The following is a 15,932-nucleotide window of genomic DNA, read 5'->3' on the forward strand; positions in this document are numbered from 1 at the left end:
TCAGAATCATTTTTTATTTTCAGTCAGAGCAAGTTTTGAAAGAACATGATTAATTTTTGAGTGAATCTTTGTGTTGTAATTTTCTACATTAAATTTTTTTTGTTCATTTTTTATTTCTCTGACCAAGTGAGGATTACTCATAAATTTTTTCATCGCTGTTTTCAATTCATATTTATCGAAATTTACAAGATAAGCCGTCTTTCCATGGTTCAACAATTCACTTACCCCTCCTACGTCTGTGCTTATGATAGGAATATTCAGAATAAGTGTTTCTCCTAAAGCAATAGGATAAGATTCATAACGTGAAGGCTGAATATAATAATCTGCTTTCCTGATATAAGGATAGGGATTATTACGGTTACCAAGAAGAAGAAAACTGTCTTCCAGCTTTAAAGCTTTCACTTTATTATTTAAATTTACGTTCTGACTTCCATCTCCAATTACAACGATGATGTGATCGTACCCCTCATTAATAAGTTCCTGATGTACTTCAATCAGAAGGTCATAACCCTTTTGGTATTCAAGTCTACCTACTGAAACGAAAATCTTTTTTTGGGTATCAAGACTTCTGTTGTTTATATCCGTAATTTCTAAAAGAGATTTTTCTAAAACATTTTTTTCGTCAAAAGTATTATGAATGTGTATTCCATTATATATTTTAACATCGAGAAACTTCTCAAATATCAGTCTTGTATGCAGAGAACCAAATATTGTAAGATCACATTTCTTCATCATTCCTGCAATTTTTTTTCCATAATCCTTACTGTGATGCCAACTGATGTCTGTGTGGAACCAATTTACTTTTTTTGAATTATTGAAAGGACTTCTTAAAAGATCCGGAAGGGATGAATGTGTTATAGCTATTTCAATATCTGGAGTTTCAAATAATTTTTTCTTAATAAGAGAAGGAAAAACTTTATACATCTGAATCTTTAAATTTCTAATCACAAGCTGAATAAAGCGTATAGGTTTTATAAAGCTCATTTCCTGTCTTCCTTTTGCCAATGCAGTTATTTTCACATCTTCAGGAATATCAACCAGAAGTTCTCCCTGATTAATCTGTAAAAGAACTGAAGGTTCAAATTTTTCCCTATCAAGATTCTTAAGTATATCAATCAGTACTTTTGGAACACCTCCCATTTGCATGGAACGTATTCTGAACATTACCCTCTTTTTCATCTTTGCTTATTTATACTCAAGGTAACTGTAGTTTACTTTTATCAGATTATCCTGACAAAAATGAAGTATAAATATATAATCTCCTTTACTAGTCTTTTTTATTTCATAAATCCACTTGTTAGATTTTTTTTTGATTAACTTATAATCTTGAAAGAATGATATAGCCTCAGGTTTTGTATTACCAATTAAAGCTTCATAATTATTCAGAACATCCTGTACAAGATGTTTTTTCTCTCCGATTCTTAGATCCCATAAATGTTTGTTATTATAGGAACAATAAAAGAGTCTGAAAATATCTATAATTTTATTGAAAAATCTCATAGCTTAATACTTAAAAAGTAAAGTACCCCTAACTCACCAGATGTTATATTTAGAATGATAAACTTTAATTCTCTCTAAAAACCAAATAGAGAAAAATAAATGGTATTTTTTGCAGATCTATTTAAAATAATCTCAATAGATAACACTTGATAACAATTATCACAGCTTTAAAAACTAAACTCTGTTTTACACAAATAAAACTGCTTATCAAAATACTACATTCAACATCAAGCACTTAAACTTATATCTTAATTGGCCTTTATCTGTTCTATTTTTAAATAAACTTTTGTTTGTGCACAATTAGCATCATTAGCTAAAGCAGTAGGGTTTGGGGCACCCATCATGAATTCTAAATTGTATATGGTTTGATCGGAAGTGTTGGAGGTAGTCCAAGTATAACGTCTGAATTCAGGGGCTCCATTGTAAACATCTTGATCTGCCCAACCGTAGTAAGACGTTAGGGATGTAACAGTAGATCCACTAGAAGGTATCGCATAAAATGCACTTGATTCAGGAGTAGCAGGAGATCCGTTATTGTTTCCATACCATTTTCCATCTCCAGGAATGACAGAAGCATTGCTGGCATAGCTTAAATAACCGTTAGTTATAAAATTATCTCCAAAATTCCAAATAATAGTTTGGTTTGTGCCTGTGTTATTTCGTATGGTGAGATCGGCATATTGTAATGCATATCCTTCTACTGTTCCAAGACGAACAGAAAATTTGCCGTCTGGGCTAGTAACTATTTTTTCATACACCTTATCATTTACTGCCCCGGGTGTAAAACCAGTATTGTCGATTATATAGTTCCCGTAATAAGCCAAAGGTCCCATCACTGCACTTACTTTATTTTCTACACTAGATTCTCCAACCTTTACTGTACAACTATAACTGGAAGGCATAAAAGGAATTAAAGAATTATTCATAAGGATATTAGTCATTACAGGAGAAGAACTGCTAGGAGTTCCAACCGCTTTAAAAACGAGATTTCCAGATCCGTATTCTAATTTATTCCCTTGTAAAGTAAAAGTTATACCATTAGCTACAACGGATGTACCTCCCGCATACGTACCACCATTTCCGTTTTCATAAGGCACTAACAAAGTTCCTGAATAAGCGACTCCTGATGTATAAGTAGATGGGGTTAAAACTGCTGCATCACAAAGTATATTGGTAATAATAGGCGCTTCCGCAGTAGAATTATCTAAAGTTCTCCATTCGGTTCCATTCCAAAAATAAAAACCGCTTCTAATAGTAGTTCCAGTATTAAAAACAATTAGACCAACAGGTTGGTTTGCAATATTATTATCCCCATCGGCATTTAAATCCATTGTTGCAGATGTAAGATTCATCCTTGGTAAAAGAATACCTTTATTTGTAGATTGTATATCTAACTTTGCATAATCGCTTCCAGAATTACTTCCAATCACAATATTATTACTAGAATTGGTATTTCCTACTCCATCTATCCATGAATCTTTACTAGAATCACCTGAAATGGGAACCCAAATACTACCATCCCAATAATGAAATCCTTTAGTAAAGCTACCGTTATTAGCTGTTAAATATACTAGCTGACCATTAATACTACCCGCTGATGCTAAATTATTTACACGGGGAACCAAAATCCCATCATTAGCAGTTACCGTACCATTGTGATTTTTCGCTCTGATATCTAACGTAGCTTCTGGAGTATTTGTATTAATACCTACTTGACTAAAATATACAGTACTGCAAGATAAGAACAAACTTATTTGAATCATTTTTTTCATAGCTTCCTTATGTTTAAAATTATTTTGGCTAAAAGTATTCTAAGAAAAACGGCAGAACAAAGAAATAGACATCCAAATATATCCATGGAGATTTATGGAGAGTAATAATCATCTGTTTTAGAACATAAAAACACACAAAATTCCCTTCATTCATCTTGTTTATATCCTTTGTGTAACAATTTTTTTGTTTATCTGAAAAACCAACTATTTGTCATCTTTAAGTTTAAAGATTTAAAGATTTTTCCGATAAATTCAATTCGCAATCCACAGATAATCTAAAAAAAATAATTAACCCAAACGTGTAATTTTGATTATCTAAATGTTAATTGGATTTTTTGCTGTTATGGATAATAAATTTTAACATAATTCACTATTTGCTAAAAATTAAATTTCAAAATTTACAATTTTCTATTATCACCTATTCGTATTCGTTATTATTTACAATTTCAAAGATAATTTTAACATTTTTTATCCAATGTTTTTAACTATTCGTTGCTATGCTTATCTAAAAATTAGAATTTAAACTAATTTCGTATGAAAATAAAAAATCTATTTTATGTTCCCGCATTTTGTTTTTTAGCATTATCCTGCAGTTCTTCTGATGATATTACGCAACCCTCTTCAGATCCGAACAGTACCGTTTCTACAACGGAAGCCATGTACTTTCCTCCTTCCAACAGTGATGTCTGGGAAACGAAATCTCTTTCTGCATTAAACTGGCATCAGGACAAAGTTCAGGATCTTCTGACGTATCTGGAAACCAAACATTCTAAAAGTTTTATGATCCTGCAAAATGGAAGAATTGTTATGGAAAACTATTTTTCGGGACATACTTCTACTACACCTTGGTATTGGGCAAGCGCAGGAAAAACGTTAACCTCAACAGTGACAGGAATTGCAGAACAGGAAGGATTTATCAATATCAACAATAAAGTTTCCACATACATCGGAACCGGTTGGACAAGCGCTCCCTTGGCAAAAGAAAATTTAATTACCTGCCGGAATTTACTGACGATGACTTCTGGTCTGGACGACAGTCTCGGAGATAATGTAAGTCCGGCAAATCTACAGTACAAAGCCGATGCGGGAACAAGGTGGGCGTATCACAATGTCTATGTAAAACTTCAGGATGTGGTTGCCGCAGCAACGGGACAAACATGGTCACAATATTTCAATGCCAAACTGAGGGATAAAATCGGGATGACAGGAAACTGGATTCAAAGTGGTGACAACAGTGTATATTGGAGTACAACCAGAAGTATGGCGCGTTTCGGACTGATGGCTTTAAACAACGGAAACTGGAACGGAACACAGATCATTAACTCCAATTATTTTCAAAGTGCGACGAATACTTCCCAAAGTATCAATTTAGCCTACGGTTATCTGTGGTGGCTGAACGGAAAGACAAGTTATCATATGCCGCAGACTCAGTTTCAGTTCAACGGAAAACTGATTCCGAGTGCGCCGGATGATATGTTTTGTGCTTTAGGTAAAAATGATCAAAAAATCTATGTCGTTCCAAGCAAAAAACTCGTCATCATCAGAATGGGTGATGCTGCAGACAATGTGAATCTTGCTCTTTCGGATTTCGATGATGTTTTGTGGCAGAAAATAAATGCAGTGATTAATTAAAGTGAATGGTCAATAATCAATTTGCTTCGCAGTTAATTTAACATGATTGAGATAGTCTTAATGAAAAAATTCACCATTGACTGCAAAGCAAATTCACCATTCATCTTAATTAATGGGTTCTTCATACAACTGACTTCCCCAAAACTGGATATCTCTTTCCGGAAGATTGGAATGATAAAAAATTTCTTTTACTTCTTCGATGATTTTAGCAACGGCTTCCGGATCGGTTGTTCGTATTCTGGTTTCGTGGTTGTCTTTCACGCCGCTTCCTGTGAAATTTAAAGAGCCTAAATAAGCAATTTCGTCATCAATGATATAAATTTTACTGTGAATGAAGGTTTTATTGGTAGAATTTCCGCTATTCGGAGAGACAAAAACCTTGAAGGGAAAAAGCTGTTTGTAGCTGTAATGGTAAACTTTTGTTTTTTTTATTTTTTTAACGATGGAATCTCTTATTAAAAACATTAAAATGACAATAATAAATCCGTAAGCAAGTTTAAAATTGTTTAAAAGATACATCAACGGAAGCAAAACCACGCCCAAACCGATCATGGCAAAAAGCAGGGTTCCGGAGAGGCTTACCAGATTGTCTCTGGTCTGTTTTGCCTTTTCGTCAACGTGTTTATTCTGAATAATCAGTTTGTGAATATTCTTGTCGTAGCCATAAAAATCTTCGATTTCATCGCTGGTAACCAATCTTATTTTAATCCCTCTGGAATGAAGATGAATCAGCTCTTTAATTAAAAAAGGAGAAAGATAGGGAGAAACAATTTTCACATTTCTCTGAGCATTTCTGATATCCTGCATCATTTTAGCTCCTGCACTTTTTCCTATATAAATATCACAAACCGCATTGTTGTAAAACATACCCATCGTTCGAAATCATTTTATTTTCGCCCCAAAGAAAGAAAAAATAAAAAACTTTGCAAAATAATTGGGAGAGAAGTTGGGAGTTAGAAGATGGAAGATAGAAGTAGGGAAGCTGGAGGATGGAAGTTTAAAATCTACATGCACATTTATTAACATCAAATCTTCCCGCTTCCCGCTTCCAACCTACTCCATCCATCTTCCATCTTCCATCTTCTAACCTCCTACCTCCATCCTATCTCCTGCCCTTTTCCACTCTTTTCATTTCGTTGATGAGCAAAGGAAAAGCGGGTTGCGCCATTCCGCCGTGATCAAAACCCTGAAGTTCGTATAAAGTGGTTTCTTTATGACCTTTCAGCTTCATCATTCGCGCCATATAAGCGTTTTCTTCATATCTTCCGAGCAGTTCTTTCTCGCGGTCTCCGGTAATTAATAACAATGGCGGTGCATCTGCTCTGATGAAATGCAGCGGTGCATATTCGTCAATTCTTGCATCCAGCTCATCAATTCCTTTTTCTTTTCTTGTGGTAAAATGAGAGATCATCTGTCCGCTGAAAGTGATAATTCCGGCAAATTTATTGGCATCAATTCCGTATTTGTTCAGGTACATTTTATTTAAAACTACCATAATGGCAAGATAACCTCCCGCAGAATGTCCTGAAATAAAGACAAGATCTTCATTTCCTCCATAATTTTTAATATTCTTAAAAACCCATGCTGTTGCTGCGGCTGCATCTTCAATGTATTTCGGAGCATTAACTTTCGGAGAGAGTCTGTAATTAACTCCAATCACTGCGATTCCTTTATTTTTCAGCCCTTCCGGAATTTCCTTTTCACCTCCGGTTAATCCTCCGCCGTGAAACCAGATCACCGTAGGAAAATTTTTCACATTTTTCGGAATATAAATATCCAGCACGCATCTTTCATTGATGTAAGCATCGGATTTACTGTTTTTTTCATCGTAATAATGGATATTATTTTCGGTGCGGTATTCCTGAGAAAAAAGCGGGGTGGAAAACAGGGTAAGAAGTAAAAATAGCAGAATCCTTTTCATTGTAAAACTTTTATGGTTTAAAGATACAAATTGTCTTTTTACCCAAATAAAAAATGAACCCGGAAAAGCCGGATTCATTTCAGATTGAGAATTAAAAAAATTACTTAAAAAATTAAAGTTAAGTCTTGAGAATACATATCTTCCGTTCTGCCCAAACTGTGAAGTCGATCTTGAGTAAATAAACTGATCGTTATTGGAAGAAGCAGGAAGGTTTTTCGTTGGGTAAATATCAAACAGGTTATTGACACCAACGGTAAGTCCTATATTTTTGGTAAACTGATAAGCAAGAGAAACATCGGTAATGATTTTATCTGTAATTTCCTGATGTTCGTTCGGAGAAATGACACCGTCTCCGTTTGCATCGATAATATCGGCGCTCGTTACCTTTCCGAAGTAGGTATTTCTAAGATAGAAAATGGCATTTCCCCACGTAAGCTGATTGGATAAGCTGGCTTTTACTCTGGGAACTGCTTCTTCCAGATACACTCTTGATGCTTCGGAAAAATAAACATTTTCCAGATTTGAAGACTGTAATAATCCGGATGAATGGATGGCTCCGACTTTTCTGGTCTGGTTAAGATTGACTGCAAAATTATTATCCAGTTTGATGTTGGAGAATTTTGCATTATGCGCAAGGACAATATCCAATCCTCTGGTTTCCGTATCTATTGCGTTGGTAAAAAGCTGTACGGCATTTACTCTTTCGGCATCGTAAATCAACTGCGTTGCCGGAGAAACGGCAGATCTTGCAAACTGACCGGTAAGCAGAATTCTGTTATCAATTCTGATGAAATATCCGTCTGCAGTAAGCGTAAGTTTTGCCGAAGGAATTTTATAGGTAAATCCTACACTTGCTGATTTTGAAGTTTCCTGTTTCAGACTTGGTATTTCCAATGAATTGGCAACTTTTGAATCGTTGCTGAATGTTCCCACTTCCAGAAGCTGTCCGTTTGTAAACAAGGTTGACGTTACATTATAATAAATCTGATGAATGGAAGGCGCTCTGAATCCTGTAGAACCCGCAAATCTGAAATTAAGGTCTTTATTTACTTTGATTCTTGAAGCCAGTTTATAATTGAATGTAGAACCGAAATCTGAATAATTTTCATATCTCACGGCTGCATCTGCCAATAACCAGTTGGTAAAATTGAATTCAACATCTGCGTATCCCGCAATTGCCTGCCGGTTTTTATTTACTGCGTTTTCTGGTTTAAATCCACTGAAAACCTGAGAACCTCCCGGAAGTGAAGCGCCGAAAAAGTCGGTCGGACGAACTGTATTTCCGGTCCAGAGATTTCCGGAAACATCATACGTAGCGTAAGATGCTTCTTCTCCTGCTGTTATTTTGAAATTTTCGTAACGGTGTTCTACTCCAAAGGCAACGTTGATTCCGCTCCAGACATCATATTTCTTTGAAAAATCTAAATTGATTGTATTTTGGGAAAATCTTAGACCTCCTGCATCAAATTCATTCGGAGAATTAAATCTTAAAGAAGTATTTCCGGTATTTTTAATATCATAACTGAAAGAATTCTGTCCGAAAGTATTGCTGAAATCGATATTCCAGCCTTTCCAGTCTCCTTTAATTCCAGCGGACAAAGAAAGATCCTGAATGTCTGTTCCAATCTGCGGCAGATAACCGTTGGGATACAATCCTGTAAATGTTCTGCTTTGGTTGGGTCTTCTGAAAAATCCTCCCGAAGTTCCGTGTCTGAAGCTGTATCCGCCAAAAGTATAAACTTTCCAGTTGTCGTTCAGCGGAACTTCTACATTGGCAAAAAGCTGATGATTATTCAGTTTAGACTGTCCCACCTGCATATTGAAATCTTTTCTGGACAAACCTCTGTAAGCCAGCTCCTGATCCGTCACATTCGTATTTAAAATTCCCTGTAATGCGGAAATTGTATTCGCCGACTGAATCTGGTTCTGCAACGTCGGAGAAAAATAATTGACTTCCTGCGCATACTGATGAATATAATTGATGATCTGTTGGGAATTCGGAGTATTGTTAATATTCGTGAAAAGAGATGAAAGATTCACGCCGTTATTTAAAGCACGCTGTTCGATCGCGTTATAAGCATTGAAAATGTTTCCGCTTTCTGTTCCCGCTCTGTAGGTAGGATTTCTGAACTGGGATGTCCATGTAATGTTATAAAATCCGCCTTTCTTCCCGATTTTATTTCCGTAGTTAAGATCCACCTGAATATTCTGTCCGTCAAAATCTCCTGTATGATCGTTGGCTGTCGGGGTAAGATTTCCGCCGTAGCTTATTTGTCCCGCCAATTTTCCGGTATCTCTTTTCAATCCTAAATTGATGACTCCGGCAATGGCATCCGAACCGTACTGCGCAGAAGCACCGTCTCTTAAGACTTCAATTTTATTAATGGCAAAAGACGGAATGGCATTAAGATCGGTTCCTACTGTTCCTCTTCCGGGAGATCCGTTTACATTGACTAACGCGGAAGTGTGTCTTCTTTTTCCGTTTACCAGAACCAAAACCTGATCGGGACCCAACCCTCTGAGCTGTGCAGGATCCAAATGATCGGTTCCGTCTGCATTGGTTTGTATGGTTGATGTAAACGACGGTGCAATAAAATTAAGGATTTGTGCGACGTTTGTTTGCGGTAAAATAACCGAAGATTCTTTGATATTGAAAACGTCCACCGGAACCGGGCTGTCTACTTTAGACCTTGCTCCGCCTCTTGATCCTAAAATAACAACTTCCTCTAAGTTGTTTGTTTTTACTGTATCTTTTTCCTGTGCGTACGCAAATGTTCCCAGGAAAAATAATACCGATGCCGAGAAAATAGTTTTTTTATTCTTCATACATTCCTCACTTTAAATTCATGTTTTAAAAGTGCAAATGTAAATTATATTTATTAGTCTACAAAATTAATAGACTAAAAGAATATAGAAAATGAATATTATCATCTTCTATTTTTTAAAGTTGAAATGAATTTTAAATCTTAGTGAGTTTCGCGTATTTCAGGATAAGATTTTTCTCGCCTTCATGCTGAAAGACTACTTTGGCTTTGATATTCTGAGGATCAGTTCCGTCGAGGAAAGTTACTTCTCCGATTCCGAAACGGTCGTGTCTTACTTTATCGCCCACTTCAATATCCTGAGAAGAAGCTCCGCTCGGATTGATTATTTTTGCCGTACTTACAGGTTTCAGTTTGCGTGGTTCTGCAATCGGTTTTGAGCTGTCGCTTCTTTCGATGGTTTTCTTTTCCACCTTTTTGAAGCTTCTCATTTCCGATGGATGTTCATCAAAAATATTGGATTTGATGCCCGAATTGTTGATAAAACGTTTTTCAATCGCAGGATTTACAAACTCGATATATTCTTCATCAATTTCACTTAAAAATCTTGAAGGTTCCGCATCGGTAATTTTCCCCCACTGGAAACGTGAAACGGCATAAGAGAAAAACACCTGCTTTTCGGCTCTCGTTAAAGCAACATAGAAGAGACGTCTTTCTTCTTCCAGATCTTCTCTTGTGGAAGAACTCATAAAGCTCGGGAAAAGGTTTTCTTCAAGCCCTACCAAATGTACAACCGGAAATTCAAGACCTTTTGAAAGGTGGATCGTCATTAACGATACCATATCCTCTTCATTGTTTTTATCCTGCGTATCGGCAGAAAGGGCAATGTTTTCAAGGAAATTCGGTAAACTCGGATCTCCGTCTTCCAACTGCATCTGTTCTTCAATGAATCCCTGCATTGAGTTCATTAATTCCTGAACGTTTTCTACACGGGAAATTCCTTCGGGAGTCTGATCGTCTTTTAAAAATTTAATCAGTCCGCTTCGTTTTGCCACTTCCATTGCAACACTGTACGCGGTTTCCGTTTTCAGCAGTACCTGAAATGCTTTGATCATCGACCAGAAGTCGTTCAGTTTGTTCAAAACCCCGTTGTTTAAGCCTAAATGCGGCGCATACATCGGTAAATTATCCAAAACTTTTGAAACGGCAACATTCTGTGCATCTGCAAAAACAACCAGTTTATTCTGGGTGGTTTCTCCAATTCCTCTTGCCGGATAGTTGATGATTCTCATCAAAGCTTCAGAATCGTTTTCATTGACTAAAAGTCTCAGATAAGCGATGAGATCTTTTACTTCTTTTCTTTGGTAGAAAGAGAGTCCTCCGTAGACTTTGTAAGGAATATTTTTTCTTCTCAGTGCATCTTCAAAAGCACGCGTCTGAGAGTTAGTTCTGTATAAAATGGCAAAATCGCTGTATTTTCTCTGCTCGCGGTTTCTGGTTTCCCAGATGTTTCCGGCTACGAAATTCGCTTCATCGGCATCGGAAAGGGAACGGTATACTTTAATCTTTTCTCCTTCTTCATTTTCGCTGAAAACATTTTTCTTGAACTGCTGAAGGTTTTTAGCAATCACTACATTTGCTGCGTTCACAATATTCTGGGTAGAACGGTAATTCTGCTCCAAAGCTACCGTCATTGCATCCGGATAGTCTTTTTTAAAGTTCAAAATATTGTAGATATTCGCGCCACGGAAGGAATAGATTGACTGTGCATCGTCTCCCACGACACAAATATTTTCAAATTTTGAGGCTAAAGCTTTAACGATAAGATACTGAGAATGGTTCGTATCCTGATACTCATCCACAAGAATGTATCTGAATCTGTCCTGATATTTTGCTAACACTTCAGGGAAACGGGTTAACAATTCGTTGGTTTTTAACAGCAAATCGTCAAAATCCATCGATCCGTTTTTGAAGCACTGCTCTACATACCGCTGGTAAATCTGCCCGATAAATTTCATATTGGCTTTTTCATCGGCTTCCATCAATTCAGGATTGTTGAAATAAGCTTTTACGGTGATGAGATTATTTTTGTAGGTAGAAATTCTTGCCTGAACTTTTTTGGGTTTATACAGATCGGCATCAATATTCATGTCTTTCAACACTTTTTTGATGACATTTAATGCATCCTGCTGATCGTAAATGGTAAAATTGGAAGGATATCCCAAATAATGTGCCTCATTTCTCAGAATTCTTGCAAAAACAGAGTGGAAAGTTCCCATCCAGAGACTTCTTGCATTGCTCTGTCCCACTACTTTTGCAATACGTTCTTTCATTTCTTTTGCTGCCTTATTGGTAAAGGTAAGCGCCAAAATATTAAAAGGATCTATTCCGTTGGTAATGAGATGGGCAATACGCATGGTAAGTACACGCGTTTTTCCGGAACCCGCTCCTGCAAGAACCATTAATGGTCCCTGTAATGTGGTAACGGCTTCGTATTGTGATTCATTCAGTCCTTTCAGATAATCCTCCATGCTGCAAAAAATTTTTGGGAACACAAAATTAGTGTATTATATGGAGAATTCAAATTTTGGATTTTGATGTTTCAAGAAAATCTGTTTTTATTTGATATACGTTCTCACGCGGGAAATCATATCTCCCATATCGAAAGGTTTTGCGATAAAATCGTTGGCTCCCGCATCGAGCGCAGACTGCTCCAGTCCTCGGCTTGCGGACATGATAAGCACCGGAATATCTTTTAAATTTTCATCGGCTCTTATGGTTCTGCATATATCTCTTCCGTCTTCTCCTGAAAGCCACATATCCATGAGGATAACATCCGGTTTTGGCTGTGTATTCAGTGCATCGAGCATATCCGATCCTTTATAGAACTTGGCAACAGTAAGTCCTTCAAGCTCCATCATCATTTCAATAGAATCAACAATTGCAGGACTATCATCCAAGACTAAAATTTGTGTAGACATGTTTTATATTTTAATTTTAGGTATTTCGAAGCAAAAATCAGACCCCTTTCCTTCTACGGAGTGAACATAAATTTTTCCGCCTGTCCTTTTGATGATTTCCGAGGAGATGTAAAGTCCTAATCCTAAACCCGGAAAGGTATGTTCTTTTGTTCCGCTTACCCGGTAATATTGCTCAAAAACTTTATGCTGTTTGTCTTCCGGAATTCCGATCCCGAAATCTTTGACACTGAAATTAATCATGTCGTCTTTTATCTGGGTAGAAACCACAATTTCATCTGCATCAGGAGAATATTTAATGGCATTACTGATGAGGTTGCTCATTACCTGAGAAATTCGGTGTCTGTCTGCGGTTACTTTTCCAATCTCACTTTTATTGAATATAATTTTGTGTCTCGCCGTCATCTGCTGTTCCACAATAACGTCTTCCACAAGCTGATCAAAATCAAACTCAGACTCATTGAGCTGGATCTGTCCTTTCTGAATTTTGGTAACATCCAGAAGATCATTCACAAGCTCCGTCAGTTTATCAATCTGATCGTTCATTCTCTTTGCCACCTCCGCATTTTTATAATCGCCCTGTTTGTTAAGATTCATTTCAATAAACTGGGTGTAGAGCTTTAAACTGGTAAGCGGTGTTTTAAGCTCGTGACTTGCGATGCCCAAAAAATTATCTTTCTGGGTCTGCAATTGCTTGAAATCATCTATATCGGTGAAGGTTCCGATCCATTGGTTTATTTCTCCGTCCGGATCAAAACTGGCTACTGCTCTTCCCAAAAACCATCTGTAAACATCCGGATTCTGAGGATCTGAAAATTCGTATTCCACTTCAAATGGTTTTCCTGTGTTTACACTTTCTTCCCAGATTTTTATAATATTCGGATAAACTTCGGGTCTTATGACTTTTTTAATGGCTTCATTGGCATCTTCTTCTTTGCTGAAATTCATGTATTTGTACCAATTATCGTTCATATAGGTTATTTTGCCATGTCTGTCGCAAGTCCAGACAAACTGAGGCATAGAATCTGCCAGATCACGGTATTTTCTTTCACTTTCCTGTATTTCTTTTCTGGCTTTTACAAGATCTGTAACATTCACTGCCATATTAAGAATCGCATACACTTCCCCATTGGAATTTTTAAGCGGTTTATAAGAAAAGTTATAGTAAAAAGTCTGAAGTTTACCGTCTACTACAAGATCTGCACGGTCTTCTGTCGCGGAGTAGGTTTTTCCTGTTTTAAAGATGTCTTTTAATAAGCCTATAAATGGCTGTCCTTCGAGTTCGGGAAGTGCATCTTCAAGCTTCCTGCCTATCACGGAAGCATCTTTACCCCACGTTCTCAGCATTTTGTCGTTGGCAAGTTCTATGTATAAATCTTCTGAGCGATAAATGGCTGTGGAATAATCTGATTGTCTGATGAGGTCTTCAAAACGGTACTCACTTTCTAAAAGTTTTTTCTCGGAAATAACGTGTTCTGTAACTTCTGTGGCTACAACACTTACCCCGATAACTTTATGTTCATCACTGTAAACGGGTGCATAGATAAAGTTGAAAAAATGTTCTTCGTAGTTGCCAAATTTTTCCAGAAAAACAGACCATTTGTTTCCTTTGAATATTTCGCCTGTTTTGTACACATTATCTAAAATTTCAAAAAGTCCCTGCGATTTTATCTCCGGAAGGGCTTCAAACAGGGGCATCCCGATTACCGAAGCATCTCTCCCCCAAAGATCAAGAATCTGCTGATTGGCATTGTTTATTATGAAATTTTCTCCCATCAGCAAAGACATCGCAACGGGAGCCTGGCTGAATAAGGTAACTAAAGATTCTAGTGAGATATTCTGGTCTAAAAAGTTTTTCATCACGACAATGATTTCTTGTTTACAAAAGTAGTTGTTATTCTAGACTTTCACTGAAAATATGATACCACTTTTTAACATAATATAATTTTATTCCAGAGAAATACTTTTAAGGCTAATTTTATTTTGATAATAATGTAACAAATAATGTATTTTTGGAACTAATTGACAAAACAATTTCTACTTTATGAAAAAGCGACTTCTTTCTGTTGCTGCAGCGGCTTTCTTCGGAATGGCCCTTAATGCACAACAAATTAAATTCGAAGAGTATGACTTACCAAATGGTCTTCATGTAATTCTTCATCAGGATAACTCGGCTCCGGTTGTAACAACGGGGGTAATGTACCATGTGGGTGCAAAAGACGAGGTAAAAGGAAGAACAGGTTTTGCTCACTTCTTCGAGCATCTTTTATTTGAAGGAACACCCAACATCAAAAGAGGTGACTGGTTTAAAATCGTTTCTTCAAACGGGGGACAAAACAACGCCAATACTACGAACGACAGAACGTATTACTATGAGACTTTCCCATCCAACAACGAGCAGTTGGGACTTTGGATGGAGGCTGAAAGAATGCGTCATGCTGTGATTAATCAGGTGGGTGTAGATACTCAAAGAGAGGTTGTAAAAGAAGAAAAAAGATTGAGAATGGATAACCAGCCTTACGGAAATCTTTTCACAACAGTACAGAAAAATTTATTTACCAATCACCCGTACAACTGGCCTACAATCGGTTCTATGGAGGATCTTAATGCTGCGAAATTAGAAGAGTTTCAGGCATTTTATAAAAAATATTATGTTCCAAACAACGCTACTTTGGTAGTAGCGGGAGACATTAAGCCTGAACAGACTAAAAAATGGATTAAGGAATACTACGGAGGAATTCCGAAAGGAACGGTTTATCCGAAAGATTTCCCGAAAGATGCTCCTATTACTCAGGAAAAAGAAGTAACGGCTACAGATCCTAATATTCAGCTTCCTGCTTATGTATTTGCGTACAGAACGCCGGGTAACAAGGAGAAAGATGCTTATATCTTAGATATGCTTTCTTCTTATTTAAGCAGCGGTAAATCTTCTGTTTTATACAAAAAATTAGTGGATCAGGATAAAAAAGCGCTTCAGGTACAGGCTTTCAACCAGGGTCTTGAAGACTACGGTATTTTTGCATTCTTTGCGATCCCGATGGGACAAACCACAAAGGCTACTTTGCAGGCGGACATCGATGCAGAGATCAAAAAACTGCAGACGACTTTAATTTCTGAGGAAGATTATCAAAAACTTCAGAACCAGTTTGAAAACCAGTTTGTAAATTCTAATTCCAATATTCAGGGGATTGCTGCTTCACTGGCAACCAACCACGTTTTGATGGGCAATACAAACCTGATTAACAAAGAAATTGATATCTACAGAAGCATTACAAGACAGGATCTTCAGAATGCGGCTAAAAAGTATCTTAATTCCAACCAAAGAATAATCATCAATTACGTACCTGAGAAAAAGTAATCTACCGGT

The 15,932-nt window shown here is 36.9% G+C and carries 9 protein-coding genes and 1 pseudogene; 2 read left to right on the forward strand and 8 right to left on the reverse strand.

Annotated elements, in window-relative coordinates; translation table 11 throughout:
• Positions 1–6: 6 nt before the first annotated feature.
• Entirely contained in the window at positions 7–1,179 is a 1,173-nt protein-coding gene (locus DD829_RS02655) for a glycosyltransferase (RefSeq protein WP_108411306.1), read from the reverse strand.
• A 569-nt stretch (positions 1,180–1,748) separates the two neighbouring features.
• A complete protein-coding gene (locus DD829_RS02665; protein WP_116547497.1) occupies positions 1,749–3,272 on the reverse strand; it encodes a hypothetical protein in 1,524 nt (507 codons plus the stop codon).
• A 534-nt stretch (positions 3,273–3,806) separates the two neighbouring features.
• On the opposite strand from DD829_RS02665, the gene DD829_RS02670 reads away from it, so the two are divergent.
• Positions 3,807–4,904: a serine hydrolase domain-containing protein gene (locus DD829_RS02670; RefSeq protein ID WP_108410595.1), complete on the forward strand. Its 1,098-nt coding sequence runs from the start codon at positions 3,807–3,809 to the stop codon at positions 4,902–4,904.
• Positions 4,905–5,009: 105 nt separating this feature from the next.
• Here DD829_RS02670 and DD829_RS02675 read toward each other — a convergent pair whose 3' ends face one another.
• From DD829_RS02675 to DD829_RS02695, 6 genes and pseudogenes are all read right to left on the reverse strand, one after another.
• The gene (locus DD829_RS02675; protein WP_165796673.1) at positions 5,010–5,771 is read right to left on the reverse strand and encodes a phospholipase D family protein; all 762 of its coding nucleotides are present in this window, start codon (positions 5,769–5,771) and stop codon (positions 5,010–5,012) included.
• A gap of 235 nt (positions 5,772–6,006) precedes the next feature.
• Positions 6,007–6,903 (reverse strand): alpha/beta hydrolase, encoded by an 897-nt coding sequence (locus DD829_RS24045; protein ID WP_317047715.1) that lies wholly within the window; start codon positions 6,901–6,903, stop codon positions 6,007–6,009.
• A gap of 30 nt (positions 6,904–6,933) precedes the next feature.
• Positions 6,934–9,651 (reverse strand): annotated as a pseudogene (locus tag DD829_RS02680) (TonB-dependent receptor plug domain-containing protein); the annotation flags it as partial.
• 133 nt (positions 9,652–9,784) lie between these two features.
• Positions 9,785–12,118 carry an ATP-dependent helicase gene (locus tag DD829_RS02685; protein ID WP_108410491.1) on the reverse strand — a complete coding sequence of 778 codons (2,334 nt, stop codon included), beginning with the start codon at positions 12,116–12,118 and terminating at the stop codon, positions 9,785–9,787.
• Between the two features lie 87 nt (positions 12,119–12,205).
• Entirely contained in the window at positions 12,206–12,568 is a 363-nt protein-coding gene (locus tag DD829_RS02690; RefSeq protein ID WP_108410490.1) for a response regulator transcription factor, read from the reverse strand.
• Between the two features lie 3 nt (positions 12,569–12,571).
• Positions 12,572–14,425 carry a PAS domain-containing sensor histidine kinase gene (locus DD829_RS02695; protein ID WP_108410489.1) on the reverse strand — a complete coding sequence of 618 codons (1,854 nt, stop codon included), beginning with the start codon at positions 14,423–14,425 and terminating at the stop codon, positions 12,572–12,574.
• A 184-nt stretch (positions 14,426–14,609) separates the two neighbouring features.
• On the opposite strand from DD829_RS02695, the gene DD829_RS02700 reads away from it, so the two are divergent.
• Positions 14,610–15,923: a M16 family metallopeptidase gene (locus DD829_RS02700; protein ID WP_076395751.1), complete on the forward strand. Its 1,314-nt coding sequence runs from the start codon at positions 14,610–14,612 to the stop codon at positions 15,921–15,923.
• The last annotated feature ends 9 nt before the right edge of the window (positions 15,924–15,932 follow it).

It is taken from the genome of Chryseobacterium sp. HMWF035 (assembly GCF_003094695.1).
Lineage (GTDB): Bacteria > Bacteroidota > Bacteroidia > Flavobacteriales > Weeksellaceae > Chryseobacterium > Chryseobacterium gambrini.

What these genes read in the sequence shown, in the direction of transcription:
- DD829_RS02655 (WP_108411306.1), bottom strand. Translation starts at nt 1,179, where the DNA reads ATGAAAAAGAGGGTAATGTTCAGAATACGTTCCATGCAAATGGGAGGT.
- DD829_RS02665 (WP_116547497.1), bottom strand. Translation starts at nt 3,272, where the DNA reads ATGAAAAAAATGATTCAAATAAGTTTGTTCTTATCTTGCAGTACTGTA.
- DD829_RS02670 (WP_108410595.1), top strand. Translation starts at nt 3,807, where the DNA reads ATGAAAATAAAAAATCTATTTTATGTTCCCGCATTTTGTTTTTTAGCA.
- DD829_RS02675 (WP_165796673.1), bottom strand. Translation starts at nt 5,771, where the DNA reads ATGTTTTACAACAATGCGGTTTGTGATATTTATATAGGAAAAAGTGCA.
- DD829_RS24045 (WP_317047715.1), bottom strand. Translation starts at nt 6,903, where the DNA reads ATGAATCCGGCTTTTCCGGGTTCATTTTTTATTTGGGTAAAAAGACAA.
- DD829_RS02685 (WP_108410491.1), bottom strand. Translation starts at nt 12,118, where the DNA reads ATGGAGGATTATCTGAAAGGACTGAATGAATCACAATACGAAGCCGTT.
- DD829_RS02690 (WP_108410490.1), bottom strand. Translation starts at nt 12,568, where the DNA reads ATGTCTACACAAATTTTAGTCTTGGATGATAGTCCTGCAATTGTTGAT.
- DD829_RS02695 (WP_108410489.1), bottom strand. Translation starts at nt 14,425, where the DNA reads ATGAAAAACTTTTTAGACCAGAATATCTCACTAGAATCTTTAGTTACC.
- DD829_RS02700 (WP_076395751.1), top strand. Translation starts at nt 14,610, where the DNA reads ATGAAAAAGCGACTTCTTTCTGTTGCTGCAGCGGCTTTCTTCGGAATG.